The sequence below is a fragment of the Burkholderia sp. BCC1047 genome (assembly GCF_902833155.1).
GTDB lineage: Bacteria > Pseudomonadota > Gammaproteobacteria > Burkholderiales > Burkholderiaceae > Burkholderia > Burkholderia sola.
This window is the reverse complement of the sequence record NZ_CADFEH010000003.1, coordinates 377,381-399,149: the sequence shown is the minus strand read 5'-3', so window position 1 is coordinate 399,149 and position 21,769 is coordinate 377,381. Positions and strand designations below refer to the sequence as shown.

Here is a 21,769-nt window from a genome sequence, read left to right as displayed (position 1 = left end):
GCGCAATTGCACTCGCTTGCCGCCGCTCGCATCGATGCCGGCCGGCGTTCAAGCGTGGATTGCGTAAATCCGGTCGGTGACTTGCGTCTGGCCGATGCGACACGTTTCGACACCGGCCAATTGCCAGCCGTTGTGTTCGTAGAATCCGATCGCACGCACGTTGTCCTCCAGCACCTGCAGATGGACCCTGTCCACGCCGATCGAGCGAGCCCATGCGCGAACGGCTTCGATCATGCGCTTGCCCGTGCCGCCGCCGTGATGCGAAGGATGAACGTGCAGGCAGTCGAGCAGCACACCCAGCGCGGGATCGACGGGGCGCTCGGCGCTGACGAAGCCGACGGGCTCGCCGTTCGACTCGGCGATCAGCACGAGGCCCCACTCACTCTCGTTGCGATCGAAATAGTTGCGCCACCGGATCGCATGCTCCGTCGGCACCTCGTCGGACAGATAGCTGGCCGGAAGGATATGGCTATAGGCGGTTTGCCAGCTCAGCGTGTGCAGGCGAGCAATGTGACTCGCGTCGTGCGGTGTCGCGGCGCGCAGTGTAACCCGGGTGTCCGGCATCGGTAGCCACTCCTCGTGTAGGTTCTCTTGATCGGCCTGTGTCGTCGCAAAATATACCGCGCTTTGCGGGATGCATTTCGCAGGGCTTGTCGGCGATCGTCGGCGAGCGCCCAAAAAAAATCCCGACACCTTCTCCGGTCGTCGGGATCGAACGGCCCTGCAAAGCATGAGGGCACGAGGAGGCTCCCACATTACACGCATGTAAGACTGTTGCGCTTTGTCGGTTTGCGCCAAGCCCCTGTTCGATTCCGCCAATCAGCCGGTTACGAGCGGCCGTAAACGAAAAAAGCCTGCTCGCGTTTAGCGCGAGCAGGCAAGAAAACGGATCAGCATTCGAGGCACGAGGGCTGTCCAGAGAAGATAACGGCACGGCGCGCGAGAACCTTAGGCGGGAAAGGAAACGGCGCGAGCATGGGTACGAACGTTGTCAGCGCAACGACAAGGAAACGCGATACGAAGCAGGCCCGGGGGCCTCGTCGCCATCTCCGTCATCCACATCGGCGATGCGAGACAAGCGGCCATCCGTCGATACCACGAACGATCGCGCGCCCGATTTCGATACCTGCCCGCGTCGTCTCATTCGAGGTCTCATATTCGGTATCGAAGTCATATCGCCGGGACGCCTCGATTTATGCAACCGCTCTTTTGACGCGCGCGAGGCCGAAATGGCGTCGTGGTTGATTCGTTGAATACGGGGATACCACTTCGTTAAAGACCCCGTGACTAACACACACATTGGCTGTGTCCGAACGCCAGAAAGCAAAAAGCCCGGTTCAATGAACCGGGCTTTTTGCTTGAATTTGTTGGGGTGGCTGATGGGACTCGAACCCACGACGACAGGAATCACAATCTTAGTGGTCAAGCCTTATATGACAAGGGTTTGAGCCGATCCGGTGGAATTCTTTGGCCAAATCGACCGTTGATTCGTCGTCGTTTTTCTGGGCTCGTTCCACAAAATTTCCGCCCCTTCCGTCCTTCGTACTGACATGTGCGGCACGCCGGACAGCGTACGCATAGCGTACTGCAATCCGGTGTTGGCCGCAATTCGAGGCATGCGCGTAGGTCATGGCTAAGCCGCCTTGGGCTTAGGGGGCACCGGCTCGGCGAACATCTCGTCGGCCGGATAGAGCTGCAGCATCGCGCGCGCGGCCTCGACGTTCGGCGTCGTCAGCCATTCCTCCCAGTCGGACGGCCGCAAGATGACGACGGACCGCTTTTCATCGCCCGGCCGGTGCATGTGCTTCATGATCGGGTGCTCGTCGCCGTTGACCGTGATCATCGCCATGGTGTGATGCTCGGTGCCGTCCGGGCGCTGCAGCGTGCGCCAGATACCCGCGACGCATAGCGGCCGCCAGCCGGCCAGCCCGATCCGGTATCGGACGTGCTTCCCCGTCTCCCAGTTCGGCTCGTAGATCCACTTCGCCGGGATCAGGCAGCGCCGCCCGGCGCGCCACGCTGGCCCGTACAGCGGCGATTTACCCAGGTTATCGTCGCGCACGTTCATCGTGCTGCGGATGATCGGCGGCTTCTTGCCCTGCTCCTTCGCCTTCTCGACGTTGGCCTTCTGCAGCGCGTGCGGCCAGAAGCCGAAGCCGGCAATCAACGGCTTGAACTGCCCGTCGACGTAGCCGACGATCGGCGCGTCATAGTCCTGGTAGATCTCGGGTTTCCACGGCGTCCAGCGGTACAGATCCCGAAAACTGTCGATCTTGAGCTCGCTCAGGCCCGGATCCTCGCCCGGCGCCACGTAGTTCGTGCACATCGCCGTCCCCAATTTTCGATCTTGACGACCCCATCTTACCCCGGGATACACTGTGTTTTTATACAGTAGTTGCGCCGTGGCTAACGACGGGCTGGGGTCCGGCCTCTTCCTCGATAGAATCAACCGTCCGTGCTGGACCTGCGAGCACTGGTCCGGCGTGGCGTTTTGCGGCGGTGCGCATGCGGTCTGCATGCACCCGGGAAACGTCAACGGCGTCGCGGCCCGGCCTCGCCTTGGATGTGCCTTCTGGCAGCGGGCGATCGGCCTCGACGAACTTGACGATGAAGCGTGCGATCAGCTCGCGCATCAATTCGCGCGACCGACCAGATATACCATTTCGAAGAAGTGACGCACTTCGCCGCCGTCCGCGCACCGCCCGGCAAAAGCCGCGACGGGCAGTGGCGCACCTGTGGCATTCTGGAGGCTCGTCGCACTGGAGGTCGATATGCGCACAATTGCGGAAGAATTCAGCGATTCCGACGACGACTGGTTTGGCTTCGCCTCGGCGCAAGACCGGAAGGACGGCCATTCGCTGCGGGCGTACCTGCTGCGTTATGCGGACCGAATCCCGGAACATCATGTCATCGCTCACGTCGAGCTCGTACTACGCACGGAGTATCCTCCTCTCGGCGTTCGTCCGCCGTACCTGAGCGTCGTCCACTTCGATCCGGGGCACTCGACCGACTTGCCGCTGACGTGGAAGCGCAACATCGAGCATCTCGACTTCGATCACACGATCACGTACGTCGAATGCGGATACGACATTTTCGATTCGTTCAGCGACGCGAAGATGGACCTGACGGCGCGCGGGTTCTACCTCGAGCCGCTCAACTAGGTACCGACCGAGGGCCGACAAGCGTCACGGGTCGGCCGTCGATTAAAGTCAATCCAACGACACCCATGCGGAACTTGCGAGCATTGGTCTGGCCGCGTGGCCGACCCGCTACGCTGTGATGGGGTGATCTTGCCGCAGTAATATGGCGAATTCACACCACTACGGGCGGCCGACATGCGCGCGTTTGCCTTCCAGTTGGGCTCTTTTCTGCTCTACGCCGCAGCGTTTGCCGGCGCTCTCTATTGCGGCGCGAAGATCAGCAAAGCAACGGGCCGTGGATGGCTCGGTGTGCTTTCCGGCGTGCTGATTTTCGGTGTAATCGGAACATGGCTTGCGCTGCAAGGGCTGCCAGTATCGAGCGGATACGGTTACGGACCTGACGACTGATAGCTCAGCGCGTCGTAGTCGCGCTCGCACTGCTGGCCGGCGATGCGGGCACGGTCAGCATACTCTGCCAGGTCGCCCGCGCGCTGGTCAGAGCGGCCGAGCACGTCGGCAAGCAGATCGAGGGCGTCGCCGGTTGCCGGGCCTCCGGTGGCAGCGGCGGAATGGCGGGCGGCGGCGACGAGCTGGTCGACGCGCTGCTGCAGGCTGCCAGCGGCAGCGCGAGCAGCAAAAGCATCCGCGAGCGCGGCCGTTCGTTGTTGGTTCGCATCTTTCGCAATCTCCGATTGAGCCGCGGTGCGGCGTTGTTCTTCGGCGCGCGCGGCATCCACCGCCTTCGCTTGAGCCGTCGCGGCGTCAGCCTTCATGCCGGCGATCTCGCGCGCGCTGATCAGGTGCTCGCCGTAGATGCCGGCGGCAACGCCGAGCAACACAGCGAGCACATACGGCCAAACTAGCTTCAGAAGTGTCATTTCCGTTCCTTCGCATGCAGCTGCTTCAGCTCGTCCGGCGAGTAGACGAAGTCCGGCAGCAGGAACCCCTGCACGCTCCAGACCGGGTCGCTTTCCTCGTGACGGCCGTGATCCTTGCCCCGGTGATGGAGCGCGCACAGCAGCAATTGGTTGTAGGTCGAGTCGACGAATGCCTCCGGCCGGGCCGGGTCGAACGCATCCCAGTCGAAGCCTTGCGTCAGCCTGATGACGTCCCAGACGGGGTGCTGGCGCGGGATCGGCACGACGCGCTGCAGTTTGTGACTGAACATCGTGTCGATCTGGTTGAGCGCGACGCCGCGGATCCACTTCCAGTTGATCGCGTGCGAGAACGCCCACTCGAAGAACCGGTGATGCGACTCGACGGCCTGGTCGTCGCCACATACCGCGCAGACGTAGCCGCCGGCCGCCTTCATCTCGCGCTTGCTCGCGCGGAACGTCGGCGACTCGGTACGCGGCTCGTGATCCGGGTAGAAGACGTCCTCGGCGAGCGTGCGTCGCGTTTCGTGGGTTTTCGTGGTCGTCATAGGTCGCGCTCGCACAGTGCACGCTCCTCGGCTCGCCGTTTCACCAGTCCCGGCAGCACGCGGCCGCCGGCCGTCACCCACTGCGGCCGGCCGTTGTCCGCCTCGTTCATCGCGCGGCACGCGCCCTTCCAGTCGCCGGCGTTGAACCGCTTCGCCGTCGTGCTGCCGCAGTACGCGCCCGCGCCGACGTTGTAGGCGAAACTCACCGCGGCCGCGAGCTGGTACGTGCGCCCCTTCAGACCGGGCGTGCACTTCAGGACCGGCTCGGCGTGCTCGATCAGGCGTTGTTCGAGGCGCGCGCGGCACTCGTCGGGCGTGAAGCGCTGGCCGGCCCGCACATCCTTCGTGTCGCCGTTGCACGCCGTGATGATCCCGATCGGGTCGGGCCGCGCGACGAGCTCAAGCCCCTCGAACTTCGGGACCATGGAAAAAAGAAGGGCTGCCGCAGCAGCCCCCACAACACCAGCGAGTGTCTTCTTCGGTACGTTAGCCATCGAGCAATGCCCTCTTCCCTTTGTTCTTGACCAGGTAGTACGCCTGCAGCCCGATGTACGCGATCGTCGCGACGGCTACCCACCAGTTGATGTCGTGGCTCTTCAACCACAACCAAAAATTTCCTCCCACTGCTGGCGCGACCTTCACTGCGCTGGCTACGAGATCGTTCTTCATCGAGTCCCCGTCAAGAAAAAACCGCCCCAAAGGCGGTCGATTTGTATAGGTGGAAAAACTGCGTCAAAACCCTGATAGAATCCGCAAAAAATCAAAAGGCTTGGTGATGGGCATCTATCGATTACTTTTGGCTGTAGCCGTCCTTCTGTCGCACGTCCGGGTTACCGTCCTAGGCCGAGAAATCGGCGTCATTGCGGTCATATCATTTTTCATCATCAGCGGCTACGTTATGACCGCACTGATCGATAAGAGCTATCCAGGTGTTGAACGAACAGGGACGTTCTACCTCGATCGCGCGATGCGCCTCTTTCCTCAGTTCCTGCTTTATTTTGCGCTCACACTACTGCTTGCATGGATCGCACGTCCGTCGTCCTTCTACCTCTCGGGAATAACGCCGGCGAAGTTGATGCTCAACTTGACGATGCTCCCGCTCAACTTCTACACGTACTTCACGGACTGCCTGATCATCCCGCAGGCCTGGTCACTTGGCCTTGAATCTCAGTTCTACCTTGTAATTCCTTTCATTCTTGCTTTTCGAGCACGGGCAGTAGCATTCGCGTTATCCGCGGCATTCTTCTCCCTTCCGCTATTCGGCATCATCGATTCGGACACCTGGGGGTATCGCATGCTTCCGGCAACGCTCTTCATGTTTATTTTCGGAAGCTTTCTGCGCAGGAACACCAGCGTGCGCGCAGTCATTTCCTGCTATATAGCCACGTGCTGGCTATTCGGTTATGTGGTCTATCATCCGGAATTGCAACGCCCCTACATCTTCGAAGTGCTGTTCGGCATGGTCGTCGGCATCCCAGTTGTTTATGTATTATCAAAATTTAAATTAGGAAGAGTTGATGAATTCACGGGCAATCTCAGCTATGGATTATTCCTTAATCATCGCTTTGTAATGTTGTGCTTTCAGGTTGCCGGACTATCAGAAAAATCGAGTCTGTACATTCCTGCGTTGCTAGGGGTATCGTTAATACTTGCATGGCTATCATACGAATTGATCGAGAAGCGCGTGATAGCGATACGCCACAAGATTCGAAATCGAAATCTGTCGGAAAGTGGCCGCCTTCCGCCTGCAGAAAATTCAACCGTCGCATAGCCTCAAGGGGGAGCCTCAAAATCATTGAGGCTCTGGCAGCCCCTCACCAGTCCAACCTACTCGCCCGTGCTTGGCTGAAGCATTCCCTGTTGTGCCCATGGCGGCAAGCCGTTGTAATACGCCGAATAACGCGTATCGGCCTCGGTCACTTCGCCAAGATTGGAATATGCCGTTGCGTCTTGCGGCGCACTGAAAACCGACACGATTACGGTCTCATTCGAGTCCGAAAACTGTACGTAGATTGTCGCCATAGGTGGACCTCAGAATTTATACCCAAGAACGTTGATTCCGTAGGTCGGAGTACCCGGACTGGCATTGCAAATATAGAATATTTGCTGGCTGCTGCCGACTATTCCGACATCGGGAAGCGTTCCATAAAGAGCGGAATTCGCCGCACCATTGCTGCCCCCGACTGTTTGAGGTGCGATTCCCGACCCTGCGGTAGACGGCGACACGGTGATATTCCCGCTCCATCCGGCACTACCGCTTGATAGAGACGAGCGTAGCATCACCGATACTGCGTTTTTCGGCACGGCTCCCGCAATGGAAAGCGCGGTCAGGGACGCTTGGCTGGTGTTGCTGTTCAAGACCACATTCGGAAGAATCGAAATGCTGCGATCAGTCTGGAGGCCAACGGCGAATTGTCCGCTTCCGTTCATCGGCCACACGCTCACGAGCGCACTCGCGGTATAGCCGGCCGGCATATTGGCGCCCCCGTAGACGTTTGGTGCGACGGCATTCGTGGCGTTCGTGGCGAGCAACGCGCTGGCGCCCGTGGTTGGGTTGTAGATCACATACAGGGCGACATAACCTGATGCCGGAGCGCCCCCGGAATCCATGCCACCCGCGCCGGCGATCGCGAGGTTGATCGTCTTAGAAAACTGATTCAGCAGGTACTTCCGACCGCCGAGCGCAGTGCCAACAACAATCTCGTCCGCGGACAGCGTCGCGGTACTCGAAGCCGCGGCTACCGACATGACTACATTTCGGGCCTGGCCGACCACTGCGGCGGACTGCGCCTGCACTGCAGCCTTCAGATTCGCCAGCAAGGTTGTCGTCGTGCCGTCGTCGATCGCATCTTGACCCGTGAGGTCAACGATGAACTGCGCCAGCACGGCAGACATGATCGAACTCTGGCGCCAGACCTTGTTGAGTTGGGCCGACTGGGCGGTACCGCTGACGAAACCGGTCAGAAGTGCGGCGAGCGCTTCGTAGTCGGACTGCGTCATCACGTTCGCGCCGGCAGCCGCCGCAAACGCCTTGAAATTGTTGTTTGCCATCAGTGCTCCGAGCAAAGAAAAAGCCGCCCGAATGAAGGCGGCTCAAAGCGGAAAATGCGTTGCGTGAGTCAGATCGGTTTGCCCCACGCGCCGACATCGAAGCCGGCCACGTATGAGCCAGACATGTCGAAGCCGAACAGCGGTGCGCTGTCGACGGTCGTGACGATCGTGTAGTTGACACGGACGCCCTCGGGCTTCAGCGGGATGTAGCCGCCAGCGAGCAGCGCGAGGAACACCGCAGATGGCACCTTTCCGGAGATGCCGATCGTCATCGACATGTCCTGGTGGTCTTCGATGAACACGTGCGTGTCCGCGTCGAAGATGCTGTTCAGGATCGCCGCGCTCGATTCGAGCGTCCCGTCCCAGTGGTTCGCGCCGATCTTCGCGCGGATGACGAGCCGATACGTGTCGTCGTCGAGGACCGTCAACCCGGTATCGGGATCGAACGGCCCCTTCCAGATGCCCTGATCGAATCCGAGGCCGGCAACATCGAACGAGAAGTAGATGCCGGACAGCGGCGTGCGGATCTTCCGCGACACGCCGACCCAGACGCCCACGTCGTCCAGCTGCACGCCGACCGCGTTGTCGAGGTCAAACTTTCCCGGCATGCTCTGCAGCATGTTCATCTGGTCGACGAGCGGCTGCACGAGCGCGCCGAGCACCGCCGCAAACCGAGGCAGGTCGCGGTGCTCGGACGTGATCAGCGCGGTGTAGTCGGTCAGCTCGGCCATCAGGTCACCACCAGAGTCACGTTCGCCGGCGTGCACGACGCCGCCTCGTTGAACAGCAGTGCGACGTCCGGCGCGCCGGCGCCGCGCGGGCCGGTGAGTGTCAGGCCGGACAGCTTGAACGTAACGCCGCCGCCCACGCCGTTCGCCGCGGTCAGCGCGTCACCCCATTCGACGCTGCCAGATAGGCCGCCGCCGATTTGCACGCCATTGATGTAGTCGGACACGGCCTGCTGGATCTGCTGCCCCGCCTGGCTGGTATAGCCGGTGAGCGCCTTCAGACTGACCGTCGCGGCGATCGGCGCGGGCGCCGGCCGGAAGAACTTGATGGTGACCGGCCGACCGTAGATGTCCGTGACGATGACGGCAGTCGTGCCGTATGTCCCGGACCCCGGCGTTTTCTTCGCCGCGATCGCGTTCGCGATGGCCGTCGCGTCGCCTCCCTCGACCACGAGCGAGATCGAATGCGACGGGATGCCGTTCGTGTCGGTCGCGCTGGTGTCATTTTCGTAGGCGACATATCGGGTGACGCCCGGCACGTTCGCCACTGCACCGATGATGCCGTCGAGCACTGTGAGCGACGGCAGCGCCGTCGACACCGTCTGCCGCTGCCGCAGCACCGGGTCTTTCTCGACCGGCGCGCCCTCTGCGGCGTCCGCCGGGTTCGTCACCGACTGCCAGCCGAGTGCGGGCGTCGCGATCTGGTTGATCATGCCCGCGCGCGCGGACACGTCGCCGATCGCCGCGCACGTGGCCGTGACGGTGATCGTGCCGCTCGGCGGGATCGTCACCGTCGCCGGCAGCATCCACTGCACACCGTTGGCGTCCTTCGCCGCGCCGTTCGTAATCGTCTTGCCGGCCTGCCCGACCAGCACCAGGTCGGCGCTCGAGTACGACGCGACCTTGCGCGCGATGCCGTTGATCTTGACGTTGCTCGATAGCGCATCGCCCTGCGCCGTCGCCGGGCTGAACGACCGGTAGATCGCGATCGCGACCGCGTTGACATCGCTGATCGCTTTCGCGAACACGCCGATCAGCTGACCGTCCTGGCTGTCCGGCTCCAGGTACGTGTCGGCGCCGTAGATCGAACGGTACTGATCCTGGAGATACGCGAACACGTCCGCGTACGTCGGCGCAGTGATGCCGTTCGCGTCGATGGTGGGTGCGAGGGTCGTGAGAGTCACAATGTCGCCTGTACCGTGGTGGTGCCGTAGATGGTGTTGATCGTTGCGGTGACGGTCAGCACGCGCGTCTCAGAATCGGCAGTGCTCGAGTAGCTGACGAGCTCAGTCACGCCCTGCGTGCCGAGGATGCACTGGCGGATCGCCGCGTCATACTTGCCGCTCGTGTACTTCCCGAGCACATCCGTGGCCCACGGCATGCCGGCCGTCGTGTCGAGAAACCATTCGCCGCGCAGCAAGCGCAGCCGCGTCAGCACCGCCTGCGCGACCGTCTCGGGCGTGTTCACGAGGAAGTCTGCCGCGCCCCCGCCGAAGACGTAATCGCCGTCAGCGTCGAGTTTTCGGTATCGCATGGGAATCTCAGTTGACCTGGCCGGTGTTGCCGCCGCTGCCGTTCGGGTGCGTGTGCGTATCGTCGACGCGCTTGCCGTTCGCGAAGACTTGCCCGATGTACTGAATCACGCCGTTGAACACGGCTGCAGCCCCGCTTGCTGCGCTGCCGACCATACCGCCGACGAACGTCAGCATCCCGGTGATAGTCACGGCCGCCGAGAACGTCGAAAGCGGCGCGACGACGTCGAAGCCGCCCGGCGCGACGATCTTGACCTTCTGCAGCGTCGGGTTCAGATCGATGTACGTCGCGCCGTCGTCGCTGCGCAGTTGCGTCGAGCTGACGCTCACGCCGGCGAGCGCGCGCGGCCTCGATCGAAAGCCGAGCAGCGCGAACCCGTCCGACAGGTCGTGCATGCGCAGCTCGGCCTGCTCCTGCACGCCGCCCGACTGCCACCAGGCGTCGATGCAGCGTGACGCGAACACGACGAGGCACTCGTCGCCGGGCGCCACCGGGAACGTCAACGTACAATTTCCGCCGGCAGGGAACTGGACCGGGCAGTCGACCAGCAGCGGCAGCGCGACGCTCTGGATCGTTCCATCGATGCCGCGCACCAGCGCCTTGATGGCCGGCTGGACGCTGCACGTCGGCGGCCGGTCGGCGGCGCTTTCGAACGACTGGATGATGCCAGGCAATGCTGTCCAGATGCCCGCGCGCACGCCGTCGAACGCTTCACGCAGGGCGACCTCCGGGTCGCCTACCCTTTCACGTCGATCCATGGGATGAAAATGAAAAAACTGCTGTTGACCGCCGCGCTGCTCGCGCCGCTCGCCGCCGTCGCTGACGACGCCTACGTCTATCCGTTCGCCGACATGAAGGTCGGTGTCACCGTCGACAACCAGTTCCCGACGATCCTGTACACCGCCCAGAAGTGCGACTTGCCGCTAGCGAACGCGAAGAACATGCGGCGCTACGAGTCCTACCGCGGTGTGTGGGACATCGGGTGCTGGGGCGAGACGATCGACGGCGATGCCGTCATCATCGTGCCGACGATGCCGACGAAGTCGGTCCCCCTCAACACGCTGGCGCGAGCCGATGTAAGTAGCTACGTGAACTGGGCCAGAATGACCATCAAGGCGCTCCCGACCTACGGCCGTTAGCCATACTTTTTGATCACGCCGGCGGGCGGCACGGCCGCCTTATCCTTGAACGAATCCAGCAGCACCGTCACGTCGGCCGCAAGGCATGTCACGCTCGTGTACCACTCGTCGCCGCGTGTATCGCCACCCACGTCCGCGAGCATCACGTAGTAGAAGCCATCGTCCTGCAGCTTCGCCTGCATCTCGATCCGCTCGTTCTCCGCCTGCTGGCCGACGTTCAGGCTGTACTCGTACTGCTGGATGCTCGCGTTGTCGAGCCAGATCAGTCGGCCGATCTTCACGCTCGGGTTCAGCAGCATCTTCACTTCGATCCCGTTCGCTGTCTGCTGCGGTAGCCCGACCATGCCTGTTGCCGACGTGATCTTCGGAATGTCGCCAGGCATGTATGCCGTCTCCGGCACCATCACCACCTTGCCGTCCTGGATGCTCCAGACAGTCTGCGTGGTGCGCGCGGTCCATCGCATGAAGTCGCGCGCCATTCCGAACATCACCTTACCGCGCGGCAGCGGGTTCGACGGCAGTTCGGGCAGATAGCCTTGCTGCACGCCATACGGGTTCATGGCAGTGCACGCGGCGGCCACGTGGTCGGCCGCCGTTGAGCCTGCCGCAAGCGTCGTGTTGACCACGGCGAAGTTGTACGCGGAATCACCGTCCGCCGCGGTGATGTCGACGAACGTGTCGGTCTGGCTCTCGCGCCTGCGTCGCACCTGCTTGATCTGGCCGTCGAAGATGATCCCGTAGTTGCCCTCGTAGCCGGCCTGCAGCACGACGCGCGTGAACTCCTTCTGCGCGCGTCGCGCCGTCGTCTCGGACACGTTGTAGACGCGGATGCGTGCCGAGTTAGGCGTCTGCAGGTCGCCCCGCTGCACGCGGAACACGATCCGCAGCTCGGACAGATCGAGCGCCTCGCCGCTGTCGAAGCCGATGATCAGCGATACCTTCCGGCCAAACTGTTCAACGCTCATTGGTCTGTCACCCAGAAAACATGCGATCCGATGCCCAGATCCTCGTACGTCGGTACGTCGTCAGGATCAGCCGCGCCCTGCACCCACAGGCGCCCTTGGAAACCCAGGTGCTTGTACTGGCCGAGCAGATCGATGCCGGTCACCAGCGGGATGCCGGACACCAACGGGTTGTCCGAAGCGTCCGCGATGTCCAGCACCCAGCCCGCGCCGCCGGCCTTGCGATACTGGACGGTCAGGCGATAGTCGGTCCCGCTCAGCGTCACGGTGAATCGCTCCGGGCGCGGGGAAAACGGAATCTCGAAGTAGCTCGGCATCACATACTCCCCGGCGGTACTGCGCCGCCCGGCGCCGGCGTCGCAGGCACGGCGGCCTTCGTACCGCCGTTGCCGGTTTCGGCCGTCGACGCCGGGTCGGCCTGGTTCTCGCGCGGCGGCAACTTCGTCACCTGCGTCGACACGATGCGGATCTGCTTGAGGGTCGCCGTCAGGATCAGCGCGCTCGACGTCTTCGCGTCAACCGTGAGCCGCAACCCCTGCAGAAGCATGCTCTGATAGGTCCGGCGGCTCGTCGTGACGTCGACCGGCGTGCGTGCCTGCTGCAGCGCCAGCAGCTGCGAGTAGATCGCGTTGACGTACTGCGCTGACGGCAGGCCGCCTCCATCGAACGTCGCCTCCGCCGCGCCGAGCAACGCTTCGTAGTCGGCATTGCTCCAGCCGCACCGCATCGATAGGTCCGGCTGCCGCTTGAACGCGTGATCGGTGATCTGCGCCCCTTGCTCGACCGGATGCTCGGTGATCGCGAGCTCGTCGTTGTAGATCTCTTCGATCGCGACCTGCACCGTGATGCTGCCGATCTTCTTCGGCGAGATCATGATCATGTCGAGGATCACGAGATCACCCCCTGTAGATTGCGCACCATGTCGGCGTTCACCGCGCGCTGCTCGCGCTCGACGGCGCGACCGGCTGCCGAAGGATCGCCAGCGCCGGTCACGTGGATCTGCGTGGACTGGTGCAGCTCGACCTTCGTCGTTCCGCCGCCGGCTGCCGACTGTGCAGTCAGCGCGCCGGCCGGCTGGTACGTCGCGCGCGTGTTGCGCAGCGCGGCTGCCATCTCGGCTGCCGTGATGCTCGCGCGGTTGTTGCCCTTGCCCGCGTAGTAGCTGCGGCCGGTGTCCGGGTCTGCAACGCTCGCCCACTCGCGCGACGCGGCGCGCAGCGCGCCGCGCAGATCGTCGCTACGCCCTTCGACATAGTCGGCGATCGCGCGGCGCTTGTTGCGTACGAGGTACTCATCGAAGATCCGGTCCTGCAGCTTCCGGTCGAACATCTCCGAGCCGTTCAGTTTCAACCCGCGCGCAGCCTCGGCCAGGGTGCTGCCGATGATCTGGTAGCGGCCGACAGCGTTGAACTGCCCGGCGCGTTGCGCGGCCATGACCTGCGCGAGCGTCATGCCCTCGAGGTTCTCGGTGCCGGAGCGGTAGCCGCCGCGCGCGCCACGGTTGACGCTGTTGTAGTCGCCCTCGCCGCGCGCGATGAGATGACCGAATGCCGTATCGGCGAGGCGCGACATCGCGCCGGCCAGGCCGGCCGGCGCGACGGGCGCAGGTCCCGGTGCCGGTCCAGATGCAGACGCACGCGTCGGCGTCGGCGTCGGCGTCGGCGTCGGCGTCGGCGCAGGAGCAGCGTCGCGCGGTGGCGTCAGCTTCGCGCCACCGCCGTCCTTCATGCTGTCGATCTCGGCCTGCGTGTAGCCGCCGGTCGAGTCGAGGCCGCGCCGATCCTGCAGCGTGAGGATGTCCCACAACGAACGGAACCGGCCGCCCGACAGCTTCGTGATCAAGCCGTCGATCTGGTCGCGCACGCCGTCGCCGATCTTCCAACCGAGAAACGCAGCGCCGACGGCGGCCGCACTTGAGGCCAGCGCGGCAAGCTCAACACCCATCGCGGAGAGCAGACCAGTTGCGCCGCTGGCCGCCGCACCGCCCGCGCGCAGCGCCGCCACCATCTTCCAGATACCGCCGGCGATCTTGAATACGCCGAGCGCCTTCAGCGCCACTCCGAGCAGCAAAATCTTCGTCGACCAACCGTCCGTCGCGCGGTCCAGCTCGACCAACCGGTCTACCAGCTTCGCAAGCGGCGGCCCCGCGGCCTCGGCCACTTTCAGGATCGCGCTCGCGATGTCGGCGATCCTGTTTGCGATCTCGTCGCCGTGGTCGTCCATCCACCGTTGAAACCGATCGAGACTGGGCCCGACCTTCTGCAGCATCGCCCCCTCGACTCGGATGCCGAGGTTCTCGAACGACGTGCCGAGCCCGCGCAGCTGCGTCATGAAACGGTGCGAGTCGTCGGCCGCCTTGTCCAGGCCGGTCGACTTCGACATCTCGCGGTACTGCGCCAGGAGCTTCTCGAAGTCCCCGTTGCGCATCGCGAGCATCAGGTTCTCGTCGATGCCGAGAATGTTGCCGTACTGGCTCGCGAGCCACGTCGGCTTGTTCGCCAGCGACTTCCCGAGGTCGGACATGATGTCGACCGTGTCGCGCAGCTCGCCGTTCGCGTTGCGCGTCTGCACGCCGAGCGTCGCGAGGTACCCCTCGCCGGCGGGGTTGTTGCGCAGGAAGCGCGCGAGGTTCTCGATCGTGCCGGTGGCCGCCTCGGCCGAGACGCCCATGTTGCGTGCAGCGAACTCGAAACCGCGCAGGTTGGTTGCCGACGCGCCGGTCCGCTGCGACACGAAGTACAGGCGCTCGAGCTTCGATGCGAATGCCGCGACGCCGGCGCTTACCGTCAACGCTGCACCGGACACCGTTGCGATCAGTTGCTTGACACCCTTCGTCGTGCCTTCGACGCCTTCCTTGAAGTTCTTCAGGCCCTTCTCGTCGACCTTGAAGCCGAGCGCGACCAGGAACTCGCGGATGACGACCGAATCAGCCATTTTCTCTTTCCATCTTGCGGCGGTACGCCGCTTCGTTGTCCGCCCGGACGGCGAGGGAGTCGTTCATCAGGGCGACGTCGGCCAGGCCAAGTGCCCCGTCGAGCAGCGACTCGTACCGACACATCTGCGCGTGTACGGGCGCGAGCAGCCAATCCTCACCGCCGGGCAGCGTGCGGATCCAGCCTACGTCGCCGCCGGGCTGCTCGCTTGGCTGGTAAGCAGCCCGCTGATAAAAGGGCCGAGGTTCGCCACGACGACGCGCACGACCAGCGGCAGCATCACGTCGATGCCGATGTCGTCGAACATCGACGTCTTGTGCGCGATGTTCCAGACCTTCGCCCAGCCGGCGCCCTGCCAGCGCTCGACAACGGACAGGCACGTGCCGAAGACGTATTCGGCATCCTCGTCCTTCAGGCCGGCCAGCGCGTCGGCGAACGGTTGCAGCACTGGTGCGATCGCGTCGACCATCGACAGCAGCTCGCGCGAGCGGTCGGCCGTGGGTGCCGGCGCCGCGGCGGCCGGCGCTTGCGCTCCCTCCTCGCCCTCGACACCTGCGGCCAGCGCCGCGAGCGCGGCGTTCGCGCGTGCCTGCTCGCGCGCAATGTCGGCCTGCTCGAGCTCGGCGTAGAACTTCATCAGCACCGGAATCATCGGCGGGATGATTGGCGCGATGCGCCGCGACACGTGGAACTGCTGCATCGCGTTCAGCTTGCCGATCACGTACCGGCCGCCGTTCAATTGGATTTCGGTAGCCATGGTCAGTACGTCCCGAGCAGACTATCGATTTTGATGCAGTCGAAGACCCACTCGATGACGTCGCCGTCCTTCGCGTATTTGATAGGCGCCCCCTTCTTGAACGCGCAGCTGCGTGCGGTCGTCACGTCGCCGGCCGCCGTCTGCCGAACCTCGATCAGGTTCTTGCCCCACAGCCGGCTGTCGAGCGACTGCGCGTCATACAGCGCCATCAACTTCGCGTTGATCGGCGCGGTCTTCAGGTATCGCAGCGTGATTTGCCCGGACTTGTCGGCGTGCAAGCTGTGCATGCCTTCACCGTCCGAGCCGATCGTCATCGTGTTCTTGTCGCCAGCACGCTCGATCGTGATGCCTTCTTCCGCGGTCGCTTCGCCGTAGCCGAGCGAGAACGCCCCGCCCGGCCCGACGATCGACGCCGCGACGTCCTGAAAGCTATAAGTCGGCATGTTGAACTTCCCCTATTAGCGGTTGACGTTGACAAGGATGTCGACGCTGTGGATTGCGCCGGCTTCCTTCGCGGCGACCTGGAAAACGACGGACTTGCGCGCCTCGCGGTCCGCCTGCGATTGCGTCGCGATCGGCGGCTGGTAGACGTAGTAGCCCTGTGCCAGCGTGTCGCCCTGGTTCAGCGCGCCGAAGCCGGCCGAGTTCCAGACGCCCGGCGCGAGATACCCGTTGTTCACCCCCGCCTCACAGGCCGCGGAGATCGTCGCAGCGATCTGGGCGTTGCCGCCGTCGGTCTGCGGGATCTTCGTGGGGCTCTGGTACAGCAGGTTGTAGACGTCTGTCTCGATGCGGGTCCGGAACCAGATCGCGTTGTAGACCGAGTCGGCGAACAGGCCGCTCGGCGTCACGCCGTACTGGATGATCGACGTGTCGTTGCTGTAGTCGACGAACACGTTGCAGTTCTTCGCCTGAAGCGTGTTCGCCTGCGTGCTGGTCAGATCCTCCGCGGCAACGCTCGGCTCCTGCTTGAACATCAGCGTGATCGTCGTGTTGTTGCCGTCAAAGTTCACGGTCAGCAGGCGGCCGAGCAGCGACGACACCGCGTACGGCGTCGAGCTCGAATACTGCAAGATCGTGTACTTCAGGCTCAGCGCCTTCAGCTTGCTCGCGATGTCGGTCGTCACGGTCGAGTCCAGCACCTGCGGGTTCTGCGTCGTGATGCCGTAGATGTGCCGCTGGTCGGCCTCGATGAGGTTCGCGACGGCGATGTGCTGATCGTCCGTGATCGACGCATCCGCGAAGTCGAGGCCGAGGAACTTGTTCGAGAAGCGGTCGAGGAACAGCGCGGCCGCGTCGACGGGCTGCTCGGGCGCGATCCCGTCCGCCGGCACGCCGGCAAGGCTGCTCGTCAGACCGAGCATCGCCGAGATGTCGGTGCCAGCCCCCGGCGCCGTCGCATAGCCGATCTTCGAATTCGTGCCGGTCGTGTTCGACGTCACGACGAACTGCGAACCAGTCCACGCGATTGTCGCGCCCGTCAGCTTGGCGTTGATCACCGTCGCCACGCCGTTCAGGTTCGTCTGCGCCGAGAAGTCGAGGCCGGTGACCGACTTCGCCGCGCCGTCGACCGTGATGCTGAACGCGCCGGTCGTGACCGCATCCCACAGCGCGATGTCCTTCTGCGCGGCCGACAGCACGCCGCCGCGCAGCGAGCCGGCCGTCGCCGTCTTCGCCCACCGACCGATCATCAGCTGTTGCGGCTGCGGCGTCTGATTGAAGTACAGCGCCGCGGCGAAGTACTCCGGCGTGTTCGTGCCGAAGTCCGGCGTCACCTCGTCGATGCCACCGTACGACCGCGCGCGCACGTTGGTATCGATGACGGCCGACGGGCCGAGAATCAGCCCAGTGTTCAAATTCGCGCCCCGCGCCGCCAGCGCGGCGAGGTTGATCGTCACGTTGATCAGACGCGATACCGGCAATCCGTTGGACATGCTGGTCCCCTACGAGTGGATGTTCGAAACGCCGGCCACGGGCGTCGACGAGTCAGTCGTCGTCGCCACGGTGGCCGATTTGAGGTTGAGGACCGCATAGGTCCGGGTGATCTTTCGGCGCAGCGTCACGGTCATGTCGTAGCGCCGCACCCACTGCTGATTGACGAGATCGGGCGCTGGGCGGATCGCGCTGACGCCGACGAACGCCATGTCTTGCAGTTGGAGCTGCTCGCGGTTCTGCGGGATCGCCAGCCCGTCGGCGAGCCGCTGCGCATATCCCTTCGCGCGCGGCCCGTAGAACGTGCACATGACGTCGATGTCCTGGTGCCGGATGTACGTGTCGTGCCCGTCGTCAGTGCCGTCGTGCTGGATCGCAGGGCCCGCGTCCGGCTCCTGCTCCTGGACGCCGAACGCGCACCAGTCGACGGACGGCTCCGGTTGCTTCGGCACCTTCTGCTGCCAGCGCGGCCGCACGAGGTCAGGCGACAGGGCCGTGATGCCCGCGATCAGGTCGTGAACCAGATCGTCGAGGACGTCATCCTCGGCCGGCGGCGCATCGACGGATGGCGCCAGGTAGCCGCCGGTCGAGCTGTCGTTCATGGGGTTCCTGATAGCGGTTTCAGATCGCACGTCGCGCAGATGAAGCCGCGGCCGAAGTGCGAGTAGTCGTTCACGTTGACGACCGTGTAGGTGGTGCCATCCCAGACGACCTCGTCGGCGTCAGCACGGCCGTCCGGTCCGCCATCGCGCAGCCGGAACGGCGTGTGCAACGTGATCGAGCCGATGATCCGGCTGCCGTCGGCGTTCCGGTGCAGGATGTCGCCTCTGTCGCTGGTGACGACGGCATCGATCGGGATCGCGGTAACCGCGTTGGTTGCCCGGCCGTCCGTGCCTACCGTCTGCGTCATGCGGTTGCAAATCAGCCCGGTGTCCATGAAATCCGGATCGAGCAGGACATCGGTAACGTCGAGGAAGGCCATCGCGAGAGCACCAACGAAAAAAGGGCCGCACGCGGCGGCCCTTGGATCGGGGAGACGGAAACTACTTCTTGCGGACCACGTACGTGATCGCGTTTCGATACTGAGCGGTGTCGACCAGCGTGTTCTCGCGCGTGACGCCGCGGCGCCGGCGCGCGGCGAGCGTCGCGTCAGCGAGTTTGGGCGGGATGTTGCTATTGATCTTCGCGCGCACGCCGTTTTGCCCGGCGAGACCGGCCAGCTTCAGCCTGCGCTCGACCTGTTCGAGATCGCCATTGAGCGCCGCTTCGACACCCTTCTGGAGCTGCGGCTCGAACTTCGGCCGCGCGTCCTGCACGCCGGGCACCAGGTGCGGACGCGCCGGTATGTTGTTGGCCGGCGAGCCGTTTTCCATGATGTAGCCGATCTCGGCGTTGCTGAGCGGCTCGCCTTCGTTCTTCCGGCCGGCGGTGCTGTCGGGCACGCCGACGAGCACCTCCTTCTGCACGAGCCCGCTGATCGCCTTCAGTACCTCGTCGAGGCGGTCGATTTTCATGCCGTCCATGGGATTCTCCCGATGGGCGGCGGCAGCGTTACAGCTGAATGCCGCCCGAGCCCATCATCTGCGCGAGGCTGAGATAGCGGACGCCGTACATTGTGGCGTTCCAGAAGCCGCCGTCCTTGATCGCGACGGCCGCGGTGTCGTAGCTCGCGCTGACCTTGTCGACGGCCTTCGACGATTGCGGGCCGGTCACCTGCCCGGGCACGCCGCCGACTGCGGCCGTCTTCTGGTCCTTCAACGCGAGCGCGAGGTGGTGGGCGGTGACCAGCGCGACACCCAGGTCCGTCAGCTCGCGCCACCGATCAGCGTTGACGAGCGACACCGCAACCGTCATCCAGAACTGGACGAGCGGGTCGGGGTACGTCGTCGTGTCGTTGAACTCGGGGAACGATTGTCGGAACTGGGCGATATCCACGTGTCACCTTGCCAAAATGCGGATGCCGGCGCGCGCCTGCATGGCGCGACGCCGGGAGGCCATTATGCCTTCTTCCCGCCGCCGGACTTCTGCGTCGCGCCGTCGGCTGCGCCATCCTTCGCGGCCGCCGCGGCGTCCTTCTGGACTGCCTCGAAGGCCGCGACCCGCGCGGCGAGATCCTGCACGCCCGCGGCAACTGCTGCCTCATGCGCATCGAGCGCCGCCGCGCGTTCGTCCAGCCCTTTGCTGAACGTGTCGAGCTCGACCCGCAGCGCGGCGAGCCGTGCAGCCTCTTTCGAGGCATCTTCGCGCGCGGACGCAAGTTGCGCGGCCTGCGCTTCGAGCGCCGCGCGCGCCGCGGCGAGCTCTGCTCCGTCGGCCGGCGCGACGGTCGGCTTAGGAGCGTCGCCGGGCTCGCGAGTGTGGTGCGCGACGTACCAGTGAGCGGCGGTAGCCTCGGAGAAATCGCGCTCGCCGACCGTGAATTGCTCGGTCGAGCCGTCGTCGTGCCGGAGCGTGAACGGGGTATGGACGTAGAGCTTCGGCATGTCAGATCCCGTCCCGGTAAGCCGCCGTCACGCCGTAGCGCCACTCGATCTGACCCAGGCGCGACCAGTAGGTCGTGATCTGGAACAGCGAGCGGTATTCGAGCGGCGTGCGCTGAAGGTCGGTCATCGGGTACTGGACGTACTTCTTGTCGCTGTTGTACGCGACCATCCGGTCCACCGTGCCGAGCGTGCCCGGCGTGCCGCCGACGCCGGCGCCGATCAGCCATTTCAGCGGCAGAATCTCGAGCTTCACGCCCTGCTGCGTACAGATGTTGTTCTCGAGCAGGTAGGTCAGGATCGACTTGTTGCCGGCCGAGCTGATGACCTGCGACGCTACCCACCCCAGTTGAGCCGGCGGCAGCATGAGGCGATTCGGCTTGACCTTCCAGCCGGATGCCTGCCATGCAGAAGTGAGGACCTCGTTGACGTCGGCGAGAATCTCGTCCGGCGTCTTCGTTGTCCACTGCGGCGTGCCCTTCCCACCATTCGGGACGTTCGTCACGCTCGCGACCGCGCCGTTCGAATTCACCAGCCCCGTGAAGCCGAGTTGCGGATCACCGAAATACACGATCTGGTCGATGTCCATGTTCCGCTTGAGGTTCATGGCGTCGACTTTCTGGCCGTCGATCGGCGTGCCCAGCTTTTGCGACTTGACCAGCTCGGGCACCGTGTACTTGACTTCGGCGCCCCAGAGGCGCATCGGCTGCGGCGTCTTGCCGATATCGACCGAGGGGCCAGGCAGAGCGTTGCCTTCGTTCGAAATCCAGTTCAGACCGTTCGGGTTGATACCCCCGCTCATGCCGTAGGCAGAGTTCGTGAACGACGCGATTTCGTCCGCCGCCGAGACGTCCGAGCGGATGTAGACGTCACGCGACCAGGTGTATTCGACGAGCGGCTCGTTGAGCGTCTGGTCGAGACGTTCAAGCTGGCCGACGAGGAATGCGCCAGTCGAGTCGATCGTCTGCTGGTCGTAGGTCATCATGCCGTCGGCGGTGCGCGCGCGAATCAACCGGCGCGTCGCGTCTGCCACGGCCGCCGACATCGGGGGTGCCGAGAGCGGCGCCCCGGCCCGGCGCAGGTGCTTCAGTTCGGACATGTCCATTCAATGGCTCCAGAAATGCAAAAGCCCCGCGTCAGCGGGGCTCAGGTAAAGCGCTGTGTTAGCGCCGGGGATCAGATGTTGACGGCGATCTCGGTGATGCCGTAGGTGTCGCCGGGGCCGGTGAAATACCAGCTCGCGGGCATAGCCACGGTGTTCGTGCCGTCTGCCGCCGCCTCGAAACCACCGAGGGGCTTGCCGGCAGCGGCCGCCGCGACGCGCACATAAACCGTGCCGCCTTTCGTGGCCGGAGTCGTACCGCCGAGCGCAACGTTCACGTAGCCGCGCTTGAGCACGTCGGTCACGCCGCTGGTCGGCGGCGTCGAAGTGCCGAGCGGATCGGTACCGTTGCCCTGGATCGGATACGGGCGGAGGTTCACACCGTAGACCAGCGCGGCGGTGTCAGCTGCGTTGTTGATCGGTTGGATCTTGCCATTGACGAGCTTCACGGCCACCCCGAACACCGTCGGGGGCGCCGCAGAGTCGATCTGCTGCGGCTCGATCGTCGCGACTTCAGCGCGCTGGAGGTCGCCGGCAAAGCCCGCCGGCATGCGGAAAGTGTAGGCTTGCAACGAGGGCATGTCGGCTC

Annotated in this window: 28 protein-coding genes; 4 read left to right on the top strand and 24 right to left on the bottom strand. The window is 64.0% G+C overall.

What is annotated here, in order from left to right:
• Positions 1-48: 48 nt before the first annotated feature.
• The gene (locus tag HWX55_RS05955) at positions 49-564 is read right to left on the bottom strand and encodes a GNAT family N-acetyltransferase (RefSeq protein ID WP_175974685.1); all 516 of its coding nucleotides are present in this window, start codon (positions 562-564) and stop codon (positions 49-51) included.
• A gap of 1,069 nt (positions 565-1,633) precedes the next feature.
• Positions 1,634-2,326: an SOS response-associated peptidase family protein gene (locus HWX55_RS05950; RefSeq protein WP_175974683.1), complete on the bottom strand. Its 693-nt coding sequence runs from the start codon at positions 2,324-2,326 to the stop codon at positions 1,634-1,636.
• Positions 2,327-2,771: 445 nt separating this feature from the next.
• On the opposite strand from HWX55_RS05950, the gene HWX55_RS05945 reads away from it, so the two are divergent.
• The gene (locus HWX55_RS05945; protein WP_175974681.1) at positions 2,772-3,161 is read left to right on the top strand and encodes a hypothetical protein; all 390 of its coding nucleotides are present in this window, start codon (positions 2,772-2,774) and stop codon (positions 3,159-3,161) included.
• A gap of 174 nt (positions 3,162-3,335) precedes the next feature.
• Positions 3,336-3,548 carry a hypothetical protein gene (locus tag HWX55_RS05940; protein WP_175974679.1) on the top strand — a complete coding sequence of 71 codons (213 nt, stop codon included), beginning with the start codon at positions 3,336-3,338 and terminating at the stop codon, positions 3,546-3,548.
• Here HWX55_RS05940 and HWX55_RS05935 read toward each other — a convergent pair.
• Genes HWX55_RS05935 through HWX55_RS05925 form a run of 3 tightly spaced genes read right to left on the bottom strand, consistent with a single transcriptional unit; the run spans position 3,530 to position 5,057 of the window.
• Positions 3,530-4,018 carry a DUF2514 family protein gene (locus HWX55_RS05935; protein WP_175974677.1) on the bottom strand — a complete coding sequence of 163 codons (489 nt, stop codon included), beginning with the start codon at positions 4,016-4,018 and terminating at the stop codon, positions 3,530-3,532. The two genes, HWX55_RS05940 and HWX55_RS05935, sit on opposite strands and share 19 nt — an antisense overlap.
• Positions 4,015-4,563, bottom strand: coding sequence for a hypothetical protein (locus HWX55_RS05930; RefSeq protein WP_175974675.1), 549 nt, complete (start codon positions 4,561-4,563; stop codon positions 4,015-4,017). The genes HWX55_RS05935 and HWX55_RS05930 overlap by 4 nt, the downstream gene beginning before the upstream one ends.
• Complete coding sequence (locus tag HWX55_RS05925) at positions 4,560-5,057, bottom strand: lysozyme (RefSeq protein ID WP_175974673.1); 498 nt, start codon at positions 5,055-5,057, stop codon at positions 4,560-4,562. The genes HWX55_RS05930 and HWX55_RS05925 overlap by 4 nt, the downstream gene beginning before the upstream one ends.
• Positions 5,058-5,281: 224 nt before the next feature.
• Between HWX55_RS05925 and HWX55_RS05915 the strand changes: the two genes are divergently transcribed.
• Positions 5,282-6,334, top strand: a complete 1,053-nt coding sequence (locus HWX55_RS05915; protein WP_175974669.1) for an acyltransferase — start codon at positions 5,282-5,284, stop codon at positions 6,332-6,334.
• A 260-nt stretch (positions 6,335-6,594) separates the two neighbouring features.
• On the opposite strand, the gene HWX55_RS05910 is transcribed toward HWX55_RS05915, so the two are convergent.
• The 5 genes from HWX55_RS05910 to HWX55_RS05890 all read right to left on the bottom strand — a co-directional run bounded on the left by HWX55_RS05910 (position 6,595) and on the right by HWX55_RS05890 (position 10,633).
• Positions 6,595-7,614, bottom strand: coding sequence for a hypothetical protein (locus HWX55_RS05910; protein ID WP_175974667.1), 1,020 nt, complete (start codon positions 7,612-7,614; stop codon positions 6,595-6,597).
• 68 nt (positions 7,615-7,682) lie between these two features.
• Positions 7,683-8,345: a DUF2612 domain-containing protein gene (locus tag HWX55_RS05905; RefSeq protein ID WP_175974664.1), complete on the bottom strand. Its 663-nt coding sequence runs from the start codon at positions 8,343-8,345 to the stop codon at positions 7,683-7,685.
• On the bottom strand, positions 8,345-9,526 hold the full coding sequence (locus HWX55_RS05900) for a baseplate J/gp47 family protein (RefSeq protein ID WP_175974662.1): 1,182 nt from the start codon (positions 9,524-9,526) through the stop codon (positions 8,345-8,347). Before HWX55_RS05900 ends, HWX55_RS05905 begins: the two co-directional genes overlap by 1 nt.
• Positions 9,523-9,876, bottom strand: coding sequence for a hypothetical protein (locus HWX55_RS05895; RefSeq protein WP_175974660.1), 354 nt, complete (start codon positions 9,874-9,876; stop codon positions 9,523-9,525). Before HWX55_RS05895 ends, HWX55_RS05900 begins: the two co-directional genes overlap by 4 nt.
• Positions 9,877-9,883: 7 nt before the next feature.
• Positions 9,884-10,633 (bottom strand): Gp138 family membrane-puncturing spike protein, encoded by a 750-nt coding sequence (locus HWX55_RS05890; RefSeq protein WP_175974658.1) that lies wholly within the window; start codon positions 10,631-10,633, stop codon positions 9,884-9,886.
• Between the two features lie 9 nt (positions 10,634-10,642).
• Here HWX55_RS05890 and HWX55_RS05885 point away from each other — a divergent pair, with 9 nt between their 5' ends.
• On the top strand, positions 10,643-11,014 hold the full coding sequence (locus tag HWX55_RS05885) for a hypothetical protein (RefSeq protein WP_244140497.1): 372 nt from the start codon (positions 10,643-10,645) through the stop codon (positions 11,012-11,014).
• Here HWX55_RS05885 and HWX55_RS05880 read toward each other — a convergent pair.
• The 14 genes from HWX55_RS05880 to HWX55_RS05815 all read right to left on the bottom strand — a co-directional run bounded on the left by HWX55_RS05880 (position 11,011) and on the right by HWX55_RS05815 (position 21,761).
• Positions 11,011-11,979: a hypothetical protein gene (locus HWX55_RS05880; protein WP_175974655.1), complete on the bottom strand. Its 969-nt coding sequence runs from the start codon at positions 11,977-11,979 to the stop codon at positions 11,011-11,013. The genes HWX55_RS05885 and HWX55_RS05880 overlap by 4 nt on opposite strands.
• A complete protein-coding gene (locus HWX55_RS05875; RefSeq protein ID WP_060009913.1) occupies positions 11,976-12,293 on the bottom strand; it encodes a hypothetical protein in 318 nt (105 codons plus the stop codon). Before HWX55_RS05875 ends, HWX55_RS05880 begins: the two co-directional genes overlap by 4 nt.
• A complete protein-coding gene (locus HWX55_RS05870; protein WP_175974652.1) occupies positions 12,293-12,868 on the bottom strand; it encodes a phage baseplate protein in 576 nt (191 codons plus the stop codon). Before HWX55_RS05870 ends, HWX55_RS05875 begins: the two co-directional genes overlap by 1 nt.
• Positions 12,865-14,910: a mannosyl-glycoprotein endo-beta-N-acetylglucosamidase gene (locus HWX55_RS36310; protein WP_175974650.1), complete on the bottom strand. Its 2,046-nt coding sequence runs from the start codon at positions 14,908-14,910 to the stop codon at positions 12,865-12,867. The genes HWX55_RS05870 and HWX55_RS36310 overlap by 4 nt, the downstream gene beginning before the upstream one ends.
• A 183-nt stretch (positions 14,911-15,093) precedes the next feature.
• Positions 15,094-15,666: a phage tail assembly chaperone gene (locus HWX55_RS05860; protein ID WP_175974648.1), complete on the bottom strand. Its 573-nt coding sequence runs from the start codon at positions 15,664-15,666 to the stop codon at positions 15,094-15,096.
• A gap of 2 nt (positions 15,667-15,668) precedes the next feature.
• Complete coding sequence (locus tag HWX55_RS05855; protein ID WP_175974645.1) at positions 15,669-16,109, bottom strand: phage protein; 441 nt, start codon at positions 16,107-16,109, stop codon at positions 15,669-15,671.
• Between the two features lie 15 nt (positions 16,110-16,124).
• The gene (locus tag HWX55_RS05850) at positions 16,125-17,600 is read right to left on the bottom strand and encodes a DUF3383 domain-containing protein (RefSeq protein WP_175974643.1); all 1,476 of its coding nucleotides are present in this window, start codon (positions 17,598-17,600) and stop codon (positions 16,125-16,127) included.
• Between the two features lie 9 nt (positions 17,601-17,609).
• A complete protein-coding gene (locus HWX55_RS05845) occupies positions 17,610-18,200 on the bottom strand; it encodes a hypothetical protein (RefSeq protein WP_175974641.1) in 591 nt (196 codons plus the stop codon).
• Complete coding sequence (locus HWX55_RS05840; RefSeq protein ID WP_175974639.1) at positions 18,197-18,580, bottom strand: hypothetical protein; 384 nt, start codon at positions 18,578-18,580, stop codon at positions 18,197-18,199. The genes HWX55_RS05845 and HWX55_RS05840 overlap by 4 nt, the downstream gene beginning before the upstream one ends.
• A 61-nt stretch (positions 18,581-18,641) precedes the next feature.
• Positions 18,642-19,121, bottom strand: coding sequence for a hypothetical protein (locus HWX55_RS05835; protein WP_175974637.1), 480 nt, complete (start codon positions 19,119-19,121; stop codon positions 18,642-18,644).
• 28 nt (positions 19,122-19,149) lie between these two features.
• On the bottom strand, positions 19,150-19,533 hold the full coding sequence (locus HWX55_RS05830) for a DUF4054 domain-containing protein (protein WP_175698492.1): 384 nt from the start codon (positions 19,531-19,533) through the stop codon (positions 19,150-19,152).
• A 62-nt stretch (positions 19,534-19,595) separates the two neighbouring features.
• On the bottom strand, positions 19,596-20,081 hold the full coding sequence (locus HWX55_RS05825; protein ID WP_175974636.1) for a hypothetical protein: 486 nt from the start codon (positions 20,079-20,081) through the stop codon (positions 19,596-19,598).
• Between the two features lies 1 nt (position 20,082).
• Positions 20,083-21,183, bottom strand: coding sequence for a DUF2184 domain-containing protein (locus HWX55_RS05820; protein WP_175974634.1), 1,101 nt, complete (start codon positions 21,181-21,183; stop codon positions 20,083-20,085).
• Between the two features lie 71 nt (positions 21,184-21,254).
• Positions 21,255-21,761 (bottom strand): hypothetical protein, encoded by a 507-nt coding sequence (locus HWX55_RS05815; protein ID WP_175974632.1) that lies wholly within the window; start codon positions 21,759-21,761, stop codon positions 21,255-21,257.
• Positions 21,762-21,769 lie beyond the last annotated feature (8 nt).